The following is a 22,442-nucleotide window of genomic DNA, read 5'->3' as shown; positions in this document are numbered from 1 at the left end:
GAGGCTTGCAAGTGACGGACAGGGCTGAATTTCCTTTGACATGGCTGGGTGCATCCCTATAATGCTGCGCCTATGTTGAATGACCCGATTCCACCTCACGTTGACCCGCGCAAATTGGCTGACCGTGGCACCACCCTTCAAGGTGAACTGCTGCTGGCCGATTTGGAGAGACTCTGCGACCCGCTTTCCGATACTGTCGGTACGGTGCAGGCTAAATTCGTTTTTGAACGAGATGAACGTAAGTCTGTGGTAATCCACAGCTTTATCGACACCGAAGTCAAAATGGTTTGCCAGCGTTGTCTTGAGCTGGTCACCCTGCCGATCCATAGCGAATGCAGTTATGCTGTGGTGAAGGAGGGTGCGAATACCCAGTCGTTGCCGAAAGGTTATGACGTGCTGGAACTGGGCGAAGATCCATTGGATCTGCAGTCACTGATCGAGGAGGAGCTTCTGCTCGCCTTGCCCATTGTGCCTGCTCATCATCCGGAAGAATGCCAGCAGCCGGCGGGTCTCGATGAGCCCGAACCGAGCGAGGACGAGGTAACGCGGTCCAACCCGTTCAGTGTATTGGCGCAGTTAAAGCGTGACCCAAACGTTTAGGAGTTAATCAATTATGGCTGTTCAGCAGAACAAAAAATCCCGCTCTGCCCGTGACATGCGTCGTTCGCACGACGCCCTGACGGCAAGCACTCTGTCTGTAGAAAAAACCACCGGTGAAATTCACCTGCGTCACCACGTATCGCCAGAAGGCGTATACCGTGGCCGTAAAGTGATCGACAAGGGCGCTGACGAGTAATCACTTGTCTGCTCAAGTCATCGCGATTGACGCAATGGGCGGGGACTTCGGTCCCCGCAGCATTGTTCAGGCCAGCCTTGCTTGTCTGTCTGCTACACCCTCGCTGCACCTGACCCTCGTCGGTCACCCCTCCCTACTTGAAGAACTGCTCTCTGGCCAATCGGCTGTGGATCGCTCGCGCCTGTCGATTGCTCCGGCGTCCGAAGTCATCACCATGGACGAAAAGCCTGCCCAGGCCTTGCGCGGCAAACCTGATTCGTCGATGCGCGTGGCGCTCGAGCTGTTGCGAGACGGCAAGGTCCAGGCGTGTGTCAGTGCCGGCAATACCGGCGCGCTGATGGCGTTGTCGCGGTTTGTGCTCAAGACCTTGCCCGGCATTGATCGGCCGGCAATGGTGGCGGCGATTCCGACGCAGAAGGGTTATTGCCAGTTGCTCGACCTTGGCGCCAACGTTGATTGCAGTGCCGAACACTTGTTGCAGTTCGCGGTGATGGGTTCGGTGGCGGCAGAAACCCTTGGCATCGTCCGTCCTCGGGTGGCTTTGCTGAACATCGGCACCGAAGACATCAAGGGCAATCAGCAGGTCAAGCTGGCGGCGACCTTGTTGCAAAGCGCTCGCGGCATCAACTACATCGGCTTTGTCGAGGGTGATGGCTTGTACCGGGGCGAGGCGGACGTGGTGGTGTGTGACGGCTTTGTCGGCAATATCCTGCTCAAGTCCAGCGAAGGCCTGGCGACCATGATTGCCGGGCGCATTGAAGCGTTGTTCAAGAAAAACCTAGCCTCGAAAATGGTTGGCGCACTCGCGCTGCCGCTGATGAAGCGTCTTCAAGCCGATCTGGCGCCTGCGCGGCATAACGGCGCAAGCTTCCTGGGTTTGCAGGGGATTGTCGTGAAAAGCCATGGTTCTGCCGGCGTTCAGGGTTTCCAGAGTGCGATACAACGTGCCCTGATCGAGATCCAGGAAAACCTGCCGGAACGCATTCACGGTCGTCTGGAGGATTTGTTGCTTTAGGCGTTTTCGTCGGACAATGCTTAAATGTGACCGCTCAGTTCAATTGGCCATCCAACTGTCAGTTTCTTGCGTCCCCCAAGCGGGACGTCAAATTCTCCGACGACAAGATCATTAGGGGCTTGTTACATGTCTGCTTCCCTCGCATTCGTCTTTCCAGGACAGGGTTCGCAGTCCCTCGGCATGCTGGCCGAGTTGGGCGCGCAACATCCGGTTGTCCTCGAAACATTCAAAGAAGCTTCCGCTGCCCTGGGTTACGACCTGTGGGCGCTGACCCAGCAAGGGCCGGAAGAGCAACTCAATCAAACCGATAAAACCCAACCGGCCATTCTGACCGCCTCGATCGCCTTGTGGCGTCTGTGGCTGGCTGAAGGTGGCGCGCGTCCGGCTTACGTTGCCGGTCACAGCCTGGGTGAGTACAGCGCGCTGGTCGCTGCTGGCAGCCTGAGCCTGGGCGATGCGGTCAAGCTGGTTGAGCGCCGCGGTCAGTTGATGCAGGAAGCCGTTCCGGCCGGGCAGGGCGGCATGGCCGCAATTCTCGGTCTGGACGATGCTGATGTGCTGGCAGCCTGTGCCGAAGCGGCGCAAGGCGAAGTGGTCAGTGCGGTCAACTTCAACTCCCCGGGCCAAGTGGTTATTGCCGGTGCCAAGGCTGCGGTCGAGCGCGCCATCGAAGGCTGCAAGGCCCGTGGTGCCAAGCGCGCCATGCCGTTGCCGGTCAGCGTACCGTCCCACTGCGAGCTGATGCGCCCGGCGGCCGAGCGTTTCGCCGAGTCGATCGCCGCGATCGACTGGCAAGCGCCGCAGATCCCTGTTGTTCAGAACGTCAGCGCTACCGTGCCGGCCGATCTGGAAACCCTCAAGCGCGATCTGCTTGAGCAACTCTACAAGCCTGTGCGCTGGGTCGAATCGGTCCAGGCGCTGGCCGCCAAGGGCGCGACCCAACTGGTCGAATGCGGTCCTGGCAAAGTGCTGGCCGGCCTGAACAAGCGTTGCGCCGAAGGCGTGTCGACATCCAACCTCAATACCCCAGACGCTTTCGCTGCCGCTCGTGCAGCGCTGGCCTGAATCAGGAGAAACTTGCATGAGTCTGCAAGGTAAAGTTGCACTGGTCACCGGTGCAAGCCGTGGTATCGGCCAGGCTATTGCCCTGGAACTGGGCCGTCAGGGCGCCATCGTTATTGGCACTGCGACCTCTGCATCGGGTGCCGAACGCATCGCTGCTACCCTGAAAGAAAATGGTATCCAGGGCACTGGCCTGGAGCTCAATGTCACCAGCGACGAATCCGTCGCAGCGGTGTTGGCGAGTATCACTTCGCAGTTCGGAGCGCCGGCGATTCTGGTCAACAATGCCGGTATCACCCGCGATAATCTGATGATGCGCATGAAAGATGACGAATGGCATGACGTCGTCGATACCAACCTGAACAGTCTGTTCCGCCTGTCCAAGGGCGTTTTGCGCGGTATGACCAAAGCCCGTTGGGGACGAATTATCAGTATTGGCTCTGTTGTGGGTGCCATGGGCAACGCAGGCCAAGTAAACTACGCAGCCGCCAAGGCCGGTCTGGAAGGTTTCAGCCGTGCACTGGCGCGTGAAGTCGGTTCGCGTTCGATTACGGTAAACTCGGTGGCCCCAGGGTTCATCGACACCGATATGACCCGCGAATTGCCTGATGCCCAGCGTGAAGTCATGCTGGCGCAGATTCCGCTGGGCCGTCTGGGTCAAGCTCAAGAGATCGCGTCTGTGGTCGCTTTTCTTGCTTCCGACGGTGCGGCTTACGTTACTGGGGCTACAATCCCGGTGAACGGCGGGATGTACATGAGTTAAATGTGACGGATTGCTTCAAAAAAATGTCATACGAGCTGTCTAAAATCCGTTATAAAGCTGCAATCTATTTATAGGCAGAGGGCTGTCGGGTTTGAGGAGTGAAGCTTTCAGTTGAAAAACTGAAAAGTCTTTCTATACACTTACCCACTGGCCAGCTGCCTGAATTTGTCCATTAGGAGTGAAAACAAGGTATGAGCACCATCGAAGAGCGCGTCAAGAAAATCGTTGCTGAGCAACTGGGCGTTAAAGAAGAAGAAGTGACCAACACTGCTTCCTTCGTTGAAGACCTGGGTGCCGACTCCCTTGACACCGTTGAGCTGGTGATGGCTCTGGAAGAGGAATTCGAGACCGAAATCCCTGACGAAGAAGCTGAGAAGATCACTACTGTACAAGCTGCAATCGACTACGTTACTAGCCACCAGGCGTAATAGTTTGTAATCGTTGCTTGCTGTCATGGAAAAACCGCACTGCCATCACGGCGTGCGGTTTTTTCTTTAGGCCTCATGCAAAGTCGTCATTTGAAAAAGGAGAGTGCTGTGTCGCGTAGACGCGTCGTAGTCACCGGTATGGGTATGTTGTCGCCACTGGGCACGGATGTGCCGAGCAGTTGGCAGGGCATTCTGGCTGGCCGCAGTGGCATTGGTCTGATCGAACACACCGACCTTTCTGCCTATTCCACCCGTTTTGGCGGCTCGGTAAAGGGCTTCAATGTCGAGGAATATCTGTCGGTCAAGGAAGCACGCAAGCTCGACCTGTTTATTCAATACGGTCTGGCTGCCGGTTTTCAGGCTGTACGTAACGCAGGCCTTGAAGTCACCGATGCCAACCGTGAGCGCATCGGCGTGGCCATGGGGTCGGGTATTGGCGGTCTGACCAATATCGAAGAAACCAGCCGCACCCTGCATGATTCCGGTCCACGACGGATTTCTCCGTTTTTCGTGCCTGGCTCGATCATCAATATGATTTCCGGTTTTCTGTCCATCCACTTGGGTGCACAGGGACCTAACTACGCCATCGCCACTGCGTGTACCACCGGTACGCACTGCATTGGCATGGCAGCCCGCAACATCATGTACGACGAAGCCGACGTGATGATTGCCGGCGGCGCCGAGATGGCGGCTTGCGGTCTGGGCATGGGTGGCTTTGGTGCTTCCCGCGCGCTGTCGACCCGCAACGACGAGCCGACCCGCGCCAGCCGTCCATGGGACAAGGGCCGTGATGGCTTCGTATTGTCCGACGGCGCCGGCGCTCTGGTGCTTGAAGAACTGGAACACGCCAAGGCACGCGGCGCGACCATCTATGCCGAACTGATCGGTTTCGGTACCAGTGGCGATGCCTATCACATGACTTCGCCTCCGGCCGATGGCGCCGGTGCTGCCCGTTGCATCACCAATGCCTTGCGCGACGCGAAGATCAATGGCGACCAGGTTCAGTACATCAACGCCCACGGCACTTCGACTTCAGCCGGCGACCTCGCCGAAGCCTGTGCGATCAAGTCGGTGTTCGGCGATCACGCCTACAAACTGGCCGTCAGTTCGACCAAGTCCATGACCGGCCACTTGCTGGGTGCAGCGGGCGCGGTCGAGGCAATCTTCAGCGTGCTGGCGATCAACAGCCAAGTGGCACCACCGACCATCAACCTCGATGAGCCGGACGAAGGCTGCGACCTCGATTTCGTGCCGCACACCGCGCGCAACATGGATATCGATGTGGTGCTGTCCAACTCCTTCGGGTTTGGCGGTACCAACGGTTCGCTGGTGTTCCGCCGGTTCGCTGACTGATGGACAGCTGGGTCGACGGTCAACCGGCTGACGCTTTGTCGCTGAAGGATCGCGGCCTGGCTTACGGCGATGGTCTGTTCGAGACCATCGCCGTGCGTGGCGGGCAACCGTTGCTGCTTGACCGACATCTGGCGCGTCTGGCTGATGGATGTTCACGCCTGGCGATCACTGCCGATCATGAGTTGATTCGCAGTGAGCTGCTGGCTTATGCCGGCTCACTGGGTGAGGGCGTGCTCAAGCTCATCGTCACCCGCGGCGACAGTCTGCGCGGTTACGCGCCCGACCCATCGGCTCAGGCCCGAAGAATTCTGCAAGGCAATCCCCCCGCTGCTTATCCTGCCGTTCATGGCGAGCAGGGCGTTCGCCTGTTCCCGTGTGCGACGCGACTGTCCAGGCAGCCACTGCTTGCCGGCCTCAAACACCTTAATCGTCTGGAGCAGGTCATCGCCCGGTCCGAATGGCAGGACACTGAGCATGCTGAAGGCTTGATGCTCGATCTGGCGGGACGCGTGATCGAAGGTGTGTTCAGCAATCTGTTCCTGATTCGCGATGGCGTGCTGATCACGGCCGATTTGAAGCGCTGCGGCGTGGCCGGCGTCATGCGTGCCGAATTATTGTTTCAAGCCGAGTCATTGGGGATCCCCACGCAAATCACCGACATCAGCCTCGATCAGCTGCAATGGGCCGATGAAGTCTTTGTCTGCAACAGCGTATATGGCGTTTGGCCGGTGCGCGCCTATGCTGCGCTGAGCTGGCCGGTTGGGCCGCTCACCCGTAAACTCCAAACCATTGCCCGCGCGCTACTGGATGCTTGATACGTGAGACGTAAATTCTTGCTGCTGCTGGAAACCGGATTGGTTCTGGCAGGGCTGTGTCTGGGCGCCTCCGCCTGGAAGATTCATACGGCGCTGAATCAGCCGCTGAACATCACCCAGGAAGAACTGCTGGAAGTGCCCAAAGGCACGACACCCACCCGCACCTTCTATCGACTCGAAGCCGATGGCGTCATCAAGGACGCTTTCTGGCTGCGTGTGTATTGGCGTTTCAACCTGGCCGGACAACCTTTGCACAAGGGCGAATACCGCATGCAGCCCGGTATGACCGTCGAAGGGTTGATCGACCTCTGGAAACGTGGGGACATCGTTCAGTACAGCCTGACCCTGGTCGAAGGCTGGAATTTTCATCAGGTCCGGGCGGCATTGGCCAAGGATGAAAAACTCGAACAGACCCTGAACGGCCTGAGCGATAGCGAAGTGATGACCAAACTGGGCCATGCCGGGATCTTTCCCGAGGGCCGATTTTTCCCCGACACTTACCGCTTCGTGCGAGGCATGACCGACGTTGATCTGCTGAAGAAAGCCTACGATCGGCTCGACGAAGTCCTGGCCAAGGAATGGGAACAACGCGCTGCGGATGTGCCGTACACCGAACCCTATCAGGCGCTGATCATGGCCTCGCTGGTGGAAAAGGAAACCGGTGTGCCACAAGAGCGCGGGCAAATTGCTGGCGTGTTCGTTCGACGAATGGCGATGGGCATGCTGCTGCAGACCGATCCGACGGTGATCTACGGCCTCGGTGATCGCTACAGCGGCAAGTTGACCCGCGCCCACCTCAAGGAAGCGACGCCGTACAACACCTACATGATTTCGGGCCTGCCGCCGACTCCGATTGCGATGGTCGGCCGCGAAGCGATCCATGCCGCGTTGAACCCGATGGCAGGCAACAGCCTCTACTTCGTCGCTCGCGGTGATGGCAGCCACGTGTTTTCCGATGATCTGGATGCCCACAACAATGCGGTGCGGGAATTCCAGCTCAAGCGGCGTGCCGATTACCGTTCGAGCCCGGCACCGGTCTCGGCGCCAGAAGCCCAGAATGGTGAGGCGCCAGACGCCGAGGCGCCGATTCCGGCCGCGTCGCCCAACCCTGATCCCGAGGCTGTGCCGCCCGTAGCGCCGCAGGAGCCTGCTGCTGCACCTGCTCCGGAGCCTGAAACCCAACCTGTGCCAGAGCCGGACGCACCGGCTGCGCAAAGCCCGCAATGACTTTGATTAAGGACTGCCTGTGACTGGCTTGTTTATTACCCTGGAAGGCCCGGAAGGCGCCGGCAAGAGCACCAACCGCGAATACCTGGCCGAGCGTCTGCGCGCCGCCGGTATCGAGGTGGTGCTGACCCGCGAGCCGGGTGGTACGCCGTTGGCCGAGCGGATTCGCGAAGTGCTGTTGGCGCCGGTTGATGAAGTCATGAACCCCGACACCGAGTTGTTGCTGGTGTTCGCCGCGCGGGCCCAGCACCTGGCCGAGGTGATTCGCCCGGCGCTGGCCCGTGGCGCGGTGGTCTTGTGTGATCGTTTCACCGATTCGACCTACGCGTATCAGGGCGGCGGCCGCGGTTTGTCGCTGGAGCGCATCGCGGCGCTGGAAACGTTTGTGCAGGGCGATTTGCGCCCGGACCTGACGCTGATCTTTGATCTGCCGGTGGAAGTGGGTCTGGCCCGCGCCAGCGCTCGCGGTCGCCTGGATCGTTTTGAACTCGAGGGCCGAGCCTTTTTCGATGTCGTGCGCAGTGCGTTCCTCAAGCGCGCTGAAGCTGACCCGGCGCGTTATGTGCGGGTCGATGCCGCTCAGCCGCTGACGCAGGTCCAGCAGTCGCTGGACGCCTTGCTGCCGCGACTGCTGGAGTTGACCCGTGGCTGAAGCCTATCCGTGGCAGGACAGCCTCTGGCAGCAGCTGGCCGGTCGCAAGCAACATGCGCACGCCTATCTGCTGCATGGCCCAGCCGGCATCGGCAAGCGCGCGCTGGCCGAGCGGTTGATGGCCAGTCTGTTGTGCCAGCGTCCGACGGCACAGGACGCCTGCGGAGAGTGCAAATCCTGCCTGCTGCTCAAGGCCGGCAGCCACCCCGACAACTACATTCTGGAACCCGAAGAAGCCGACAAGGCGATCAAGGTCGACCAGGTGCGTGATCTGGTCAGCTTCGTGGTGCAGACAGCGCAGATGGGCGGGCGCAAGGTGGTGTTGATCGAGCCGGTCGAGGCGATGAACATCAACGCTGCGAACGCCTTGCTCAAAAGCCTTGAAGAACCGTCCGGCGATACCGTTTTGCTGTTGGTCAGCCACCAGACCAGCCGCCTGTTGCCGACCATCAAGAGCCGCTGCGTGCAGCAGGCCTGTCCGCTGCCAAGCGAGGCGATGAGTCTGGCCTGGCTGGCCAAGGCCCTGCCGGACACTTCGGAAGAAGAGCGTGTCGAATTGTTGACCCTCGCCGCCGGCTCTCCGCTGGGCGCGGTCAAGTTGCAGACCCAGGGCGTGCGCGAGCAGCGAGCGCTGGTGGTCGAAGGCGTGAAGAAGCTGCTCAAGCAACAACAATCACCGACGCAGTTGGCCGAGGAATGGAAAACCGTTCCGCAGTTGCTGTTGTTCGATTGGTTCTGCGACTGGTCGAGCCTGATCCTGCGCTATCAATTGACTCAGGATGAAGAAGGCCTGGGGTTGACGGACATGCGCAAGGTCATTCAATACCTGGCGCAGAAAACCGCTCAGGATAAAGTCTTGAGTATCCAGGACTGGATCCTCGCTCAACGCCAGAAGGTCATGAGCAAAGCCAACCTCAATCCGGCGCTGTTGCTCGAAGCGTTGCTGGTGCAATGGGCATCCTTGCCTACCCAGAAGTGATCGTCTGTGCCTAGACTCTGATCATCAGCAGTGGAGGTCAGCATGAATGAAGCCGTCAATCCGGGGCCGCGCAACGGCATTTTGTCCCTGACCATCAAGGACAAGTCCGTGCTTTACGCGGCCTACATGCCATTCATCAAGAACGGTGGCCTGTTTATCCCGACCAACAAAAGCTACAAGTTGGGCGACGAGGTGTTCATGCTGCTCAACCTGATGGATGAGGCCGAGAAGATTCCGGTTGCCGGCAAGGTTGCCTGGATTTCCCCCAAAGGCGCCCAGGGCAACCGGGCCGCGGGGGTCGGCGTACAATTCAACGACGGCGACAACACGGCGCGCAGTCGGATCGAAACCCATCTGGCCGGAACCCTTAAGTCCGACCGTCCTACTCATACGATGTAAGTTGCAGCCCTTTTATGCTCGTAGATTCCCATTGTCACCTCGATCGTCTTGACCTCGCCGCCCACGATGGCTCCCTGGATGCCGCGCTCGATGCGGCTCGCCAGCGCGGGGTAGGGCACTTTCTGTGTATCGGCGTCAGCGTCGAGAATGCCGCGGACGTCAAAGCCCTGGCCGAACGTTATGACGACGTCGACTGCTCTGTGGGCGTGCATCCCCTGGATGTACAGCCGGGTGCCGCGCCGGCGCTGGATTGGCTGTTGCGTGAACTCAATCATCCGCGAGTGGTGGCGATCGGTGAGACCGGTCTGGATTATCACTACGAGCCGGAAGCGGCGGAGTTGCAGCAGGAATCGTTTCGCTTGCACCTGCAGGCCGCGCAGCAAACCGGCAAACCGGTGATCATCCACACTCGCGGTGCCCGCGCTGATACGTTGAGTTTGCTGCGCGAGGCCGCGCTGCCTCAGGCGGGCGTGCTGCATTGCTTCACGGAAGACTGGGACATGGCCAAGGCTGCGCTGGACATGGGCTATTACATTTCCCTGTCTGGCATTGTCACTTTTCGCAATGCCGATGCGCTGCGTGACGTGGCCAGCAAAGTGCCCGCTGATCGCTTGCTGGTGGAAACCGACTCGCCGTACCTGGCGCCGATTCCTTATCGCGGCAAACCGAACCTGCCGCAGTACGTACGCGAGGTTGCGGAATTTCTGGCAATGTTGCGGGGTGAGTCCTACGAGCGATTTGCCGAGCAGACCACTGAAAACTTCAAGCGGCTGTTCCCGCTGGCGCATGTGAAAGGCTGAATCGCAGGCAAAAAAAACCCGGGTTCTGGGGGGTGAATCCGGGTTAAGACCATTAGGAGTAAAACAAAGGCACGCGGTCCGTTGGTACCTATATCGACGCGACACTTGGGGGAGATGCCCCGCCGACAGTTCAAGTATTGATCAGTATTGCGCCGAGTCCAGTTTACCGGCCCCGGTTTTTAAACAATTTTGGAATACGGCCGCTTCAGAAGAGTTCTCATCAACTGACGACCCTGTGTGAAATCATCAAGAAACACAGATATGGTCGGATGATCCGTGCATTTTGGCGCAAGTTAGGCATAATACGCGGCTTCGAATTTTGACCCCTACAGACCTTTTCTTATGCATAAAGAACCTCGTAAGGTCCGTGAGTTTCGTCGCCGCGAGCAAGAAATTCTCGATACCGCGCTCAAGCTGTTCCTCGACCAAGGTGAAGACAGTGTCACCGTCGAGATGATTGCTGATGCCGTCGGTATCGGCAAAGGCACGATCTACAAGCATTTCAAATCCAAGGCGGAGATCTATCTGCGCCTGATGCTCGACTACGAGCGTGATCTGAACGAGCTGTTGCATTCGGCGGATGTCGACAAGGACAAGGAAGCTCTGTCCCGGGCCTACTTCGAATTCCGCATGCGCGATCCACAACGCTATCGCTTGTTCGATCGCCTTGAAGAGAAGGTGGTCAAGGGCAACCAGGTGCCAGAGATGGTCGAGGAGCTGCACAAGATCCGCGCCTCGAACTTCGAACGCCTGACCTTGTTGATCAAGGGCCGGATCAGCGAAGGCAAGCTCGAAGACGTGCCGCCGTACTTCCATTACTGCGCGTCCTGGGCGCTGGTGCACGGCGCTGTGGCGCTGTATCACTCGCCGTTCTGGAGCAATGTGCTGGAAGATCAGGAAGGCTTCTTCCAGTTCCTGATGGACATCGGCGTGCGCATGGGCAACAAGCGCAAGCGCGATACCGACACGCCGAGCAGCTGAACCATTCAGTTGCCTTATTGCGCCATGTTTTCGCTACATGGCGCAGTACCTCAGGAATATACTCAGGCATGGGACTTGCTAAAACTTGATTTGTGAGTCAATTTTTACGCGTTCAAATTCCTTTCGCCGGAGTGCTCCATGATCGTTGACCGTCAAGGCAGGCGTTTCCGCAATTTGCGGATCAGTCTGACTTCAGCCTGCAATTACGCGTGTACCTACTGCGTGCCCAACGGCAAGCGGTTGGTGGCTGCGCAGGACGAATTGTCGGCCGACGCCATGGCGCGCGGCGTGGCGTATCTGATCGAAGCGGCGGGCATCGAGCGCTTGCGCATCACCGGTGGCGAGCCGCTGGTCAGCCCCAAGCTCGAAGCCTTCATGACGGCCGTCGGCAAAATGGGCCTGGAAGACATCAGCCTGACCACCAATGGTCAGTTGCTGGCAAAGAAGTTGCCCTTGCTGGTCGACGCCGGCATCCGTCGCATCAACGTTTCCCTCGATACCCTGGACGCCAGCGCGTTCCGCAGCATTGCCCGTGGCGGCGATCTGGCGACCGTACTCGACGGGATGGACCAGGCCAAGGCCGCCGGCCTGAAAATCAAGGTCAACATGGTGCCCCTGCGCGGCCAGAACCTCGATCAGGTGATGCCGCTGCTCGATTACTGCCTGGAGCGCGGCTATGAGTTGCGCTTTATCGAGCTGATGCGCATGGGTCACCTGGCCAGCGACAACAACGCCTTCCTGCAACAGTTCGTCAGCCTTCAGCAGTTGCTGAGCCTGATTGGCGAGCGCTACGAATACCTGCAAGCCGATGCGCCCGTAGACGCCACTGCCGTGCGCTACGAAATTCCGGGGCAGGGGCATTTCGGTGTCATCGCCAACGAAAGTGTTCCCTTCTGCCGGACCTGCTCACGGTTGCGTCTGTCTTCCACGGGCTGGCTGCATGGCTGCCTGTCGTCGAGCAATCGCCACTATGTCGGCGATCTGTTGGACAAGCCGCGCCATCAGGCATTGCCAGCGTTGCAGCGACTCTTGGTGAAAGCCTTGGGGGACAAGCAGGAAGTGGCGTTCTCCGGTGGTGCGACTGTCATGAAGATTATTGGCGGCTGATCGGGCCCCATCGTGGGCAAGCCTCACTCCTGCAGGACTTGCGCAATTCCCTGTAGGAGCGAGGCTTGCCCGTGAAGGCAATCTGTCAGGCGCAGATGTTTGCCGAGCTGGCGCGGAAGCTGCATCCCATGGCCATTCGCCGGTTTTCCGTCACCGGCCTCTGGAGGGTAGGATGCGTAGCCTGGTTTTGCTGCTGGCCGTTTTGGCGCTTGGTGGCTGCATGAATGTCAGCGATATGGCTGAAGGAACTCGCTACCACATGAGCGATGCAGGGCTGCTGGATCACAGCGACAGTCGTCGGGTGAATAACCTGCGTATTCAGCCGGACTCGTTCATCTACATCGCCCAAGGTGCTTTCGCGCCGCCGGGCAGCGCCTATCCGCGCCCGAACGTGGTTGCTGAAGAAGCCTTCAATGGCTTTATCGAATACTTCCCGATGGTTCGTCGCGCGCGTACCCCCGAAGGCCTCGATCAGGCCATGGGTGAAGCCCGTGCCGCCGGTGCCCATTACCTGCTTTACACGCGATTCGCCAAGGCGGATGACCGTATCGGTAACTCGGACGAATGGCTCGATCAGGAATACGTGGATCGCCTCGGCATCGACAGCGGCGTGATTCAGATCATGTTGATCGAGACCAGCACCCAGTATTTGATTGATACTGCACGTATCAAGAGTCGTGGCGGTTTACTGACGTTCCACGATAACAAGCCACAAGACCTGATTGGCCCGCCGCTTGAGCAATACGCGCGCAGCCTGATCGGGCTCAGCGACCAGTAATTCAAGGAGAACGCCATGAGTGGCCCGCAAAAAGCCAACGACTTGTTGGGGCAAATCCCCAAAACCAAAGGCTTGCCGCCGGTCCACCTGTGGAACCCTGACTTCTGTGGCGACATCGACATGCGCATCGCCCGTGACGGCACCTGGTTTTATCTGGGGACGCCGATCGGACGCAAGCCGATGGTCAAGCTCTTCTCCACCATCATCCGCCGCGATGGCGATGATTACTTCTTGATCACCCCGGTCGAGAAGGTCGGCATCAAGGTGGATGACGCACCGTTTGTGGCGATTGCCGTGGACGTGGAGGGCGAGGGCGAAGCTCAGGTCTTGCGCTTCACCACCAACGTCGACGAGACCGCAGACGCCGGCACTGAACACCCGATCCGTGTGGTCATCGATCCGGTTACGCAAGAGCCTGCACCGTACGTGCATGTACGCACCAACCTCGAAGCCCTGATCCACCGCAACGTGTTCTACCAACTCGTGGAACTGGCCGTGACCCGTGAAATCGACGGGCAGCGCTGGCTGGGCGTGTGGAGCGGCGGCGAGTTCTTCCGCATAGGGCTTGAGCCATAACGCATAACACTGTGGGAGCGGGCTTGCTCGCGAAGGCGGCGTGACCGACAACAATAATGTTGAATGTGACGGACTCTTCGCGAGCAAGCCCGCTCCCACATTGGATTTGTGAGCTCATCCAAAAAAATCAAATTGACACCCAATCGTATGATGATTAGCGTGGGCCTCCATCGCGAACGGCTTTTTGCCGTTCCTGAATCGAGGTGCCCATGTCCAGCAGTTTTCATGCGTCGACCGTCGATTGGCTGGGTTGCTGGATAGCCGCAGGCCAGGTCAAACCCGGTGAGACCATCAAGGTCGAGGCCGACCTGGGTGAGCAGCTCGGTGTCAGTCGCACGGTCATTCGCGAAGCCATCAAGACCCTGGTTGCCAAAGGCATGCTCGAAGTCGGGCCAAAGGTCGGCACGCGGGTGTTGCCGGTGCGACGCTGGAACCTTTTCGACCCGCAGGTCGTGGGCTGGCTGTCGCGCAGCGGCCTGCCGGAAAACTTCGTCGACGACTTGCTCGACCTGCGCCGCACCATCGAGCCGATGGCCGTGCGCTGGGCCTGCGAGCGCGCGACGGGCGAACAGGTTCAGGCGATATTGCAGGCCTACAACGCACTGGAACGGGCAGTGGACAGCGGCATCGATTACAACCACGCCGACCAGATCTTCCACGAGTGCATACTCGCCGCCAGCCACAATCAGTTCATCGAACAAATGGTTCCGGCCCTTGGGGCGCTGTTGGCTGTGTCGTTCGAAGTGTCTGCCGCCGACCCGGACGAACTGCGCCGCACGCTGCCGATTCACAAAGACATGGCCGACGCCATCGCCGCCCGGGATGCCGCGCGGGGTGTATGGGCCTGCATGACCCTGATCGATAACGCAGACCTGGCGATCAAACGGTTTTACCCCAAAGTCATGGCCGACAAAAAAGCCAGCTGACAACAAAGAACCCTTGTGGGAGCGGGCTTGCTCGCGAAGGCGTCGGCACATCCGACATTGATGTCATAGATACACCGCTTTCGCGAGCAAGCTCACTCCCACATAAAGCAAAAAGCAGGAGGTTTCATGACGTGGAATGCGGTTACCGGACACCGTGCGCAACTCGGTGAAGGCCCGTTCTGGGATGCGCCGACCCAGGCGCTGTACTGGGTGGACATCGCCGGCAAGCAAGCCCTGCGGCTGATCGGCGCCAACGTGCAGATCTGGGAAATGCCGGAACACGTCTCCGCGTTCATCCCCTGCGAAAGCGGCGATGCGCTGGTGACATTGAGCAGCGGCGTCTATCGACTGGACCTTGATTCTCCGGGACTCGAGCCGCGCCTGACCTTGCTCTGCGTGGCCGATCCACAACCCGGCAACCGTGCCAACGAAGCTCGCTGCGATGCGCAGGGCCGGCTCTGGCTCGGCACCATGCAAAACAATATCGGTGAAAACGGCGAAGACTTGCCCATCGTGCGTCGTTCCGGCGGGCTGTTTCGCATCGACCGCGATGCCCGGGTCACGCCGCTGCTTCGCGGACTGGGCATTCCCAACACGATGCTGTGGAGCGAAGACCAGACCACGCTGTTTTTCGCCGACAGCATGGACCAGACCTTGTACCGCTATTTCGTTCACACCGACGGCAACCTGGACACTGCGTATGTCTGGTTCGGCCCGCATGAGCGGGGCGGGCCTGATGGTTCGGCGATGGACTCCGAGGGTTACATCTGGAACGCCCGTTGGGACGGCAGCTGTCTGATCAGGCTGACGCCGGACGGCTATGTCGACCGCCTGATCGAATTGCCGGTGAGCCGTCCGACCAGTTGCGTGTTCGGCGGCGAAGATCTGAAAACCCTGTACATCACCAGCGCCGCGAGCCCGCTCAACCATCCTTTGGACGGCGCGGTGCTGTCGATTCGCGTCGATGTGCCTGGCAAACCTTGTACTCGCTTCGCTGGATAAAATCCCAAAATATGGGATGTAAAATTATATATTGAGATTATTTGGTGGTCGGGTTTATAGTCGGCCATCAGTTACACGCACTCACACTTAAAAAAACAAAACAGGTGAAGTGATGCAGCAATTTTCCAACAAGTCTTTTGACCGGACATCGACAGATGCCCGGTTTTTGTCGTGTCTGCAAAAGGGGGGCTTGGTCCATGGCTGAGCCTCTTTCCTTGCCACCCGTGCCCGAGCCGCCCAAGGGCGAACGCCTGAAAAACAAGGTGGTGTTGCTGACCGGCGCTGCGCAGGGCATTGGCGAGGCGATAGTCGCCACGTTCGCATCGCAGCAGGCCAAGCTGATCATCAGTGATGTCCAGGCTGAGAAAGTCGAGAAAGTCGCGGCGCACTGGCGGGATAAAGGCTTCGATGTCCGCGCGATCAAGGCCGACGTCTCCCGGCAACAAGACCTGCACGCGATGGCCAGGTTGGCGGTCGAGCTTCACGGGCGGATCGACGTATTGGTCAACTGCGCCGGGGTCAACGTGTTCCGTGATCCACTGCAAATGACTGAAGAAGACTGGCATCGCTGCTTCGCCATCGACCTCGACGGCGCCTGGTACGGTTGCAAAGCGGTGCTGCCGCAAATGATCGAGCAGGGCATCGGCAGCATCATCAACATCGCCTCGACCCATTCCACTCACATTATTCCGGGCTGCTTTCCGTACCCGGTGGCCAAGCACGGCTTGCTCGGGCTGACCCGCGCGCTGGGCATCGAATACGCACCAAAGGGCATCCGCGTGAACGCAATCGCGCCGGGCTACATCGAAACCCAATTGAACGTCGATTACTGGAACGGTTTTGCCGACCCCCAGGCCGAACGTCAACGGGCCTTCGACCTGCACCCGCCGCGGCGTATCGGGCAACCGATGGAAGTGGCAATGACCGCGGTATTCCTGGCCAGTGATGAAGCGCCGTTCATCAATGCCTCGTGCATCACCATCGATGGTGGTCGCTCGGTCATGTATCACGACTGAACAAAACGGCTTTCAGACGCGGAACTCCGTTTGAAATCCAATCATCATACGATATGACTATTTGCTGCACCGCTTTTCAAAATAACGCTCAAAAAAAATAACAAGGAGTCAGCTTATGAATCGTCGTCGTGGGATCCGTTCCCTGTGCTGTGCCGCCCTGGCGGTCACTGCGGTCAGCCTGAGCAGCACGCTGCTGGCGGCCGAGGAAGTGAAAATCGGTTTCCTGGTCAAGCAGGCGGAGGAGCCCTGGTTCCAGACCGAATGGGCATTCGCCGAAAAGGCCGGGAAAGACAAGGGCTTTACCGTGATCAAGATCGCCGTGCCTGACGGCGAGAAAACCCTCTCGGCCATCGACAGCCTCGCCGCCAACGGCGCCAAGGGCTTCGTGATCTGCCCGCCAGACGTCGGCCTCGGTCCGGCCATCGTGGCCAAGGCCAAGGCCAACGGTTTGAAAGTGATCGCTGTCGATGACCGTTTCGTCGATGCCAGCGGCAAGTTCATGGAAGACGTGCCTTACCTCGGCATGGCCGCGTTTGAAGTCGGCCAGAAACAAGGCAACGCCATGGCCACCGAAGCGAAAAAGCGCGGCTGGGACTGGAAAGAAACCTACGCGGTGATCAACACGTTCAACGAACTCGACACGGGCAAGAAACGCACCGACGGTTCGGCCAAGGCGCTGGAAGATGCCGGTTTTCCTAAAGATCACATCCTCTTCACCGCGCAGAAAACCCTCGACGTACCCGGCAGCATGGACGCCACCAACTCGGCGCTGGTGAAACTGCCCGGCGGCGCGAAAAACCTGATCATCGGCGGCATGAACGACAACACCGTGCTGGGCGGCGTGCGCGCCACCGAAAGCGCCGGTTTTGCCGCGGCCAACGTGATCGGCATCGGCATCAACGGCACCGACGCCATCGGTGAACTGAAGAAAGCCAACAGCGGCTTCTTCGGTTCGATGCTGCCAAGCCCGCACATCGAGGGCTACAACACCGCCAGCATGATGTACGAGTGGGTCACCACCGGCAAAGAGCCACCGAAATACACCGCGATGGACGACGTGACACTCATCACTCGCGAGAACTTCAAGCAGGAACTGGAAAAGATCGGCCTGTGGAACTGAGGGCTGGTTGATTTCATCGGCGGCCCTGGCGACGGGGCCGTCTGATCTGTGTGATGAGGTGGTTTTATGCACGCGCAAGTACAGACACATGAGCACAGCGTCGGCGGTAGCCTGCGCTTCAACGGGATCGGCAAAACCTTTCCCGGGGTGAAGGCGCTGGATGGCATCAGCTTCGTCGCGCATCCGGGGCAGGTTCACGCCTTGATGGGCGAGAACGGCGCCGGCAAATCGACTCTGCTGAAAATCCTCGGCGGTGCCTACACGCCGAGCAGCGGCGACCTGCAGATCGGCGAGCGGACGATGGCCTTCAAATCCACTGCCGACAGCATCGGCAGTGGCGTCGCAGTGATCCACCAGGAGCTGCACCTGGTCCCGGAAATGACCGTGGCCGAGAACCTGTTCCTCGGTCATCTGCCGGCCAGTTTCGGTTTGATCAATCGTGGCGCGCTGCGACAACAAGCGCTGGCCTGCCTCAAGGGCTTGGCCGATGAGATCGATCCGCAAGAGAAAGTCGGGCGCCTGTCCCTCGGCCAGCGACAGCTGGTGGAAATTGCCAAGGCGTTGTCCCGTGGCGCGCATGTGATTGCCTTCGATGAACCCACCAGCAGCCTGTCGGCGCGGGAGATCGATCGCTTGATGGCGATCATCGGACGCCTGCGCGACGAAGGCAAAGTGGTGCTTTACGTATCCCACCGCATGGAAGAAGTGTTCCGCATCTGCAATGCGGTGACGGTGTTCAAGGACGGCCGCTACGTGCGTACCTTCGAGGACATGAGCGAACTGACCCACGACCAACTGGTGACGTGCATGGTCGGTCGCGACATTCAGGATATCTACGATTACCGCAGTCGCCAGCGTGGCGCCGTCGCGCTCAAGGTTGACGGTTTGCTCGGGCCTGGCTTGCGTGAACCGGTGAGTTTCGAGGTGCACAAGGGCGAGATCCTCGGGCTGTTCGGCCTGGTCGGTGCGGGGCGTACCGAGTTGTTCCGGATGCTCAGCGGGCTGACGCGCAACACCGCCGGACGCCTGGAGCTTCGTGGTCATGAAGTGAAACTGCGTTCCCCTCGCGATGCCATCGCGGCCGGCATTTTGCTGTGCCCCGAAGACCGCAAAAAGGAAGGCATCCTGCCGCTCGCCAGTGTCGCCGAGAACATCAACATCAGTGCGCGCGGCGCCCATTCCACGTTCGGTTGCCTGTTGCGTGGGCTGTGGGAAAAGGGCAACGCCGACAAGCAGATCAAGGCGCTGAAAGTGAAGACGCCCAGCGCCGAGCAGAAAATCATGTACCTGTCCGGCGGCAACCAGCAGAAGGCCATTCTTGGTCGCTGGCTGTCGATGCCGATGAAGGTCCTGCTGCTCGATGAACCGACGCGCGGCATCGACATCGGGGCCAAAGCCGAGATCTACCAGATCATCCACAACCTGGCCGCCAGCGGCATCGCGGTGATCGTGGTGTCTAGCGACCTGATGGAAGTGATGGGCATCTCCGACCGCATCCTGGTGCTTTGCGAAGGCGCGATGCGCGGCGAGTTATCTCGCGCAGAGGCCAATGAATCCAACCTGCTGCAACTGGCTTTGCCGCGCCAACGCGCTGACGGCGTGGCGAACTGAGAGGTGACTATGACAATCCAAAACAACGCTTTGCCGACCCAGCGCAAACCCCTGGACCTGCGGCGCTTTCTCGACGACTGGGTCATGCTGATGGCGGCGGTCGGGATCTTCGTGCTGTGCACGCTGCTGATCGACAACTTCCTCTCGCCGCTGAACATGCGCGGCCTTGGCTTGGCGATTTCGACGACGGGGATTGCCGCCTGCACCATGTTGTACTGCCTGGCGTCCGGGCATTTCGACTTGTCGGTGGGCTCGGTGATTGCCTGTGCCGGCGTGGTCGCGGCGGTGGTGATGCGCGACACCGACAGCGTGTTCCTCGGTGTGAGTGCGGCGCTGGTGATGGGGCTGATTGTCGGCCTGATCAACGGCATCGTGATTGCCAAGCTGCGGGTCAACGCGTTGATCACCACGTTGGCGACCATGCAGATTGTGCGTGGCCTGGCCTACATTTTCGCCAACGGCAAAGCGGTCGGCGTGTCGCAGGAATCGTTCTTCGTCTTCGGCAACGGCCAGTTGTTCGGCGTGCCGGTGCCGATCCTGATTACCATCGTCTGCTTCCTGTTTTTCGGCTGGCTGCTGAATTACACCACCTACGGGCGTAACACCATGGCCATCGGCGGCAACCAGGAAGCAGCGTTGCTGGCTGGGGTGAACGTTGACCGGACCAAGATCATTATCTTCGCCGTGCATGGCGTGGTCGGTGCGTTGGCCGGGGTGATCCTTGCGTCGCGCATGACGTCCGGACAGCCGATGATTGGCCAGGGTTTTGAGCTGACGGTGATTTCGGCTTGCGTGCTGGGCGGGGTGTCGTTGAGCGGCGGGATCGGCATGATTCGGCATGTGATTGCCGGGGTGTTGATTCTGGCGATTATCGAGAATGCGATGAACCTGAAGAACATCGATACGTTTTATCAGTACGTGATTCGCGGTTCGATCTTGTTGCTGGCTGTCGTGATTGACCGTCTCAAGCAACGCTGAGATTTTTGCTGTATGGGCTGGCCCCTTCGCGGGCAAGCCTCGCTCCTACAGATTGTGTGCCGGGCCGGGAATCCGGCTGACGGATAACCTGTAGGAGCGAGGCTTGCCCGCGAAGGCGGCCTACCTGATTCACAAGGTCATCTCAAATGACTGCTTCCCTCCCGTCACTTCTCTGAAATATTCCTTGCTCGCCTGACCCGGTTTCGGTTATCAATTTGTACATGATTAGACAGGTACGATTTGACAAGAAACAACGGGTGGTCGACGAACTCATCCGGCGCATCGAAAGCGGCCTCATGGAGGACGGCTTTCTGTTGCCGGGCGAGCATCAGTTGGCTCAAGAATTCAAAGTCAGCCGCGGCACGCTGCGCGAGGCCCTTGCCGAGTTGAAACGACGCAACTACATCGCGACCCAAAGCGGCGTGGGCTCCATCGTCACCTTCGACGGTGTGGTACTCGACCAACGCAGCGGCTGGGCTCAGGCGCTGGCCGACAGCGGGGCGCTGATCAATACCGAAGTGCTGCGGCTGGAGGCCGTCACGCGTCCGGACCTGATGTCGCGCTTCGGCACCGACCAGTTCATCACCCTCGACCGGCGCCGCCGTTCCAACGACGGCAAGCTGGTTTCCCTCGAACGCTCATTGATGCCCGCCACCGGAGGCCTGGAAAGCCTGCCGCGTGTCGGCCTGATCGACAATTCCCTGACCATCACCCTGGCCGCCTATGGCTATATCGGTGAACGCGGCGATCAATGGATCGGCGCCGAACCCTTGAATGCCGAAGACGCCGAGTTGCTCGGACGCCCGGTCGGCACCGTTTTCCTCAAAGCCTTGCGCACCACCTACGACCGGCAGAACCGCTTCATGGAACAGGTCGAAAGCTTGCTCGATCCGGTGCACTTTCGCCTGCACCTGCAATTTGGAGAATCCAAATGATCGCGCTCGACCGTGCGCTCGGCGCGTTCTACGGACTCGCCTTGGGCGATGCGCTCGGCATGCCGACGCAATCCCTGAGCCGTGCCGAGATCAAGGCACGCTTCGGCCAGATCACCGACCTGCAAGACGCCGGCCCCGATCAACCGATCGCCGCCAACATGCCCAAAGGCTCGATCACCGACGACACCGAACAGGCGATGCTGGTCGGTCAATTGTTGGTGGACGGTGAGGGCCGGATCGAACCGGCAGTGCTCGCTGAGCGGCTGATCGAATGGGAAGCCGGGATGCAGGCCAAAGGCTCGCAAGACTTGCTCGGGCCTTCGACCAAACGGGCGATCGAAATGATCCTCTCCGGCCACTCGCCGGAAGAAGCGGGTCGCTACGGCACCACCAACGGCGCGGCGATGCGCATCACGCCAGTGGGCATCGCAGTGGATGTCGCCAACCCTGAACGTTTCATCAAGGCCGTGGTGCAAGCCTGCCAGGTCACTCACAACACCACGCTGGGGATTTCCAGTGCGGCGGCGGTGGCGGCGGTGGTGTCGGCCGGCATCAACGGCATGGATCTGGGCGAAGCCTTGAACCTCGGCCAGCACATCGCCCAGCAAGCTGAAAGCCATGGCCACTGGGTGGCGGGCGGACGGATTGCCTCGCGCATCAGTTGGGCGCGGACCATCAGCGTCGACAGTGACAAAGCGTTGCTGGCGGATCTGCTGTACGACGTGATCGGCACGTCGGTGGCTTCGCAGGAATCGGTGGTGGTCTCGTTTGCGCTGGCGCAACAAGTCGCCGTCGGTGAAATGAACGCCTTCGAAGCGGTGTGCATGGCCGCGAGCCTGGGCGGTGACACTGACACCATCGCGGCGATTCTCGGCGCGATGCTTGGGGCCTGCCTGGGTCTTGGGAGTTGGCCGGTGGCGATGATCGAACAGGTCAAAACTGTTAATGATCTGGAGCTGGAGTCTTTGGTAAAAGGGCTTTTAGCTTTGCGTTGACCGGACTGGCCTCTTCGCGAGCAAGCCCGCTCCCACAGGAAACCCCAGGTACAAGCCGTACCTGTGGGAGCGGGCTTGCTCGCGAAGGGCGCGCCGCGTATTTGAATTGATAACCCCGCAATGGAACG

General features: G+C 59.6%; 25 protein-coding genes. All 25 read left to right on the top strand.

Going from position 1 to position 22,442, the window contains the following annotated elements; all coding sequences use genetic code 11:
- Positions 1-72 precede the first annotated feature (72 nt).
- The 25 genes from ACA049_RS22535 (at position 73) to ACA049_RS22415 (ending at position 22,314) form a co-directional block, all read left to right on the top strand.
- Positions 73-600 carry a YceD family protein gene (locus tag ACA049_RS22535; protein WP_004371317.1) on the top strand — a complete coding sequence of 176 codons (528 nt, stop codon included), beginning with the start codon at positions 73-75 and terminating at the stop codon, positions 598-600.
- Between the two features lie 13 nt (positions 601-613).
- Entirely contained in the window at positions 614-796 is a 183-nt protein-coding gene (gene rpmF / locus ACA049_RS22530) for a 50S ribosomal protein L32 (RefSeq protein ID WP_008152339.1), read from the top strand.
- Between the two features lie 4 nt (positions 797-800).
- A complete protein-coding gene (gene plsX / locus ACA049_RS22525) occupies positions 801-1,811 on the top strand; it encodes a phosphate acyltransferase PlsX (protein ID WP_497329959.1) in 1,011 nt (336 codons plus the stop codon).
- 126 nt (positions 1,812-1,937) lie between these two features.
- Positions 1,938-2,876 carry an ACP S-malonyltransferase gene (gene fabD / locus ACA049_RS22520; protein WP_497329957.1) on the top strand — a complete coding sequence of 313 codons (939 nt, stop codon included), beginning with the start codon at positions 1,938-1,940 and terminating at the stop codon, positions 2,874-2,876.
- Between the two features lie 16 nt (positions 2,877-2,892).
- Entirely contained in the window at positions 2,893-3,636 is a 744-nt protein-coding gene (gene fabG, locus ACA049_RS22515) for a 3-oxoacyl-ACP reductase FabG (protein WP_497329955.1), read from the top strand.
- Between the two features lie 191 nt (positions 3,637-3,827).
- Complete coding sequence (gene acpP / locus ACA049_RS22510; RefSeq protein WP_010165887.1) at positions 3,828-4,064, top strand: acyl carrier protein; 237 nt, start codon at positions 3,828-3,830, stop codon at positions 4,062-4,064.
- Positions 4,065-4,172: 108 nt separating this feature from the next.
- Positions 4,173-5,417 carry a beta-ketoacyl-ACP synthase II gene (gene fabF, locus ACA049_RS22505; RefSeq protein ID WP_010461853.1) on the top strand — a complete coding sequence of 415 codons (1,245 nt, stop codon included), beginning with the start codon at positions 4,173-4,175 and terminating at the stop codon, positions 5,415-5,417.
- A complete protein-coding gene (gene pabC / locus ACA049_RS22500; protein ID WP_497329953.1) occupies positions 5,417-6,232 on the top strand; it encodes an aminodeoxychorismate lyase in 816 nt (271 codons plus the stop codon). Before fabF ends, pabC begins: the two co-directional genes overlap by 1 nt.
- Before the next feature lie 3 nt (positions 6,233-6,235).
- Complete coding sequence (mltG, locus tag ACA049_RS22495) at positions 6,236-7,459, top strand: endolytic transglycosylase MltG (RefSeq protein ID WP_497329951.1); 1,224 nt, start codon at positions 6,236-6,238, stop codon at positions 7,457-7,459.
- Positions 7,460-7,478: 19 nt separating this feature from the next.
- Positions 7,479-8,111 (top strand): dTMP kinase, encoded by a 633-nt coding sequence (gene tmk / locus ACA049_RS22490; RefSeq protein WP_497329949.1) that lies wholly within the window; start codon positions 7,479-7,481, stop codon positions 8,109-8,111.
- The gene (locus ACA049_RS22485) at positions 8,104-9,090 is read left to right on the top strand and encodes a DNA polymerase III subunit delta' (protein ID WP_497329947.1); all 987 of its coding nucleotides are present in this window, start codon (positions 8,104-8,106) and stop codon (positions 9,088-9,090) included. Before tmk ends, ACA049_RS22485 begins: the two co-directional genes overlap by 8 nt.
- Positions 9,091-9,132: 42 nt before the next feature.
- Positions 9,133-9,489, top strand: coding sequence for a PilZ domain-containing protein (locus ACA049_RS22480; RefSeq protein ID WP_438657885.1), 357 nt, complete (start codon positions 9,133-9,135; stop codon positions 9,487-9,489).
- A 14-nt stretch (positions 9,490-9,503) separates the two neighbouring features.
- Complete coding sequence (locus ACA049_RS22475; RefSeq protein ID WP_109633837.1) at positions 9,504-10,289, top strand: TatD family hydrolase; 786 nt, start codon at positions 9,504-9,506, stop codon at positions 10,287-10,289.
- Between the two features lie 342 nt (positions 10,290-10,631).
- Positions 10,632-11,270: a TetR/AcrR family transcriptional regulator gene (locus ACA049_RS22470; RefSeq protein WP_008152317.1), complete on the top strand. Its 639-nt coding sequence runs from the start codon at positions 10,632-10,634 to the stop codon at positions 11,268-11,270.
- A gap of 138 nt (positions 11,271-11,408) precedes the next feature.
- On the top strand, positions 11,409-12,377 hold the full coding sequence (locus tag ACA049_RS22465) for a GTP 3',8-cyclase MoaA (protein WP_497329945.1): 969 nt from the start codon (positions 11,409-11,411) through the stop codon (positions 12,375-12,377).
- A 172-nt stretch (positions 12,378-12,549) separates the two neighbouring features.
- Complete coding sequence (locus tag ACA049_RS22460) at positions 12,550-13,155, top strand: DUF4823 domain-containing protein (protein WP_438657882.1); 606 nt, start codon at positions 12,550-12,552, stop codon at positions 13,153-13,155.
- A gap of 15 nt (positions 13,156-13,170) precedes the next feature.
- The gene (locus ACA049_RS22455; RefSeq protein WP_497329943.1) at positions 13,171-13,731 is read left to right on the top strand and encodes a DUF1285 domain-containing protein; all 561 of its coding nucleotides are present in this window, start codon (positions 13,171-13,173) and stop codon (positions 13,729-13,731) included.
- A 209-nt stretch (positions 13,732-13,940) separates the two neighbouring features.
- Positions 13,941-14,657 carry a FadR/GntR family transcriptional regulator gene (locus ACA049_RS22450; protein ID WP_497329941.1) on the top strand — a complete coding sequence of 239 codons (717 nt, stop codon included), beginning with the start codon at positions 13,941-13,943 and terminating at the stop codon, positions 14,655-14,657.
- A gap of 126 nt (positions 14,658-14,783) precedes the next feature.
- Positions 14,784-15,659 (top strand): SMP-30/gluconolactonase/LRE family protein, encoded by an 876-nt coding sequence (locus ACA049_RS22445; RefSeq protein WP_497329939.1) that lies wholly within the window; start codon positions 14,784-14,786, stop codon positions 15,657-15,659.
- Positions 15,660-15,856: 197 nt separating this feature from the next.
- On the top strand, positions 15,857-16,675 hold the full coding sequence (locus ACA049_RS22440; protein WP_497329937.1) for an SDR family oxidoreductase: 819 nt from the start codon (positions 15,857-15,859) through the stop codon (positions 16,673-16,675).
- A 115-nt stretch (positions 16,676-16,790) separates the two neighbouring features.
- A complete protein-coding gene (locus ACA049_RS22435; RefSeq protein ID WP_497329935.1) occupies positions 16,791-17,795 on the top strand; it encodes a substrate-binding domain-containing protein in 1,005 nt (334 codons plus the stop codon).
- Between the two features lie 66 nt (positions 17,796-17,861).
- Entirely contained in the window at positions 17,862-19,406 is a 1,545-nt protein-coding gene (gene araG / locus ACA049_RS22430; protein WP_497329933.1) for an L-arabinose ABC transporter ATP-binding protein AraG, read from the top strand.
- A 9-nt stretch (positions 19,407-19,415) separates the two neighbouring features.
- Positions 19,416-20,384 (top strand): L-arabinose ABC transporter permease AraH, encoded by a 969-nt coding sequence (gene araH, locus ACA049_RS22425; RefSeq protein ID WP_497329931.1) that lies wholly within the window; start codon positions 19,416-19,418, stop codon positions 20,382-20,384.
- A gap of 221 nt (positions 20,385-20,605) precedes the next feature.
- Positions 20,606-21,319 (top strand): GntR family transcriptional regulator, encoded by a 714-nt coding sequence (locus tag ACA049_RS22420; protein WP_497329929.1) that lies wholly within the window; start codon positions 20,606-20,608, stop codon positions 21,317-21,319.
- Positions 21,316-22,314: an ADP-ribosylglycohydrolase family protein gene (locus ACA049_RS22415; protein WP_497329927.1), complete on the top strand. Its 999-nt coding sequence runs from the start codon at positions 21,316-21,318 to the stop codon at positions 22,312-22,314. The genes ACA049_RS22420 and ACA049_RS22415 overlap by 4 nt, the downstream gene beginning before the upstream one ends.
- Positions 22,315-22,442: the final 128 nt, after the last annotated feature.

The organism is Pseudomonas sp. LBUM1662, assembly GCF_059695915.1.
This window is presented reverse-complemented; position numbering and strand designations above follow the sequence as displayed.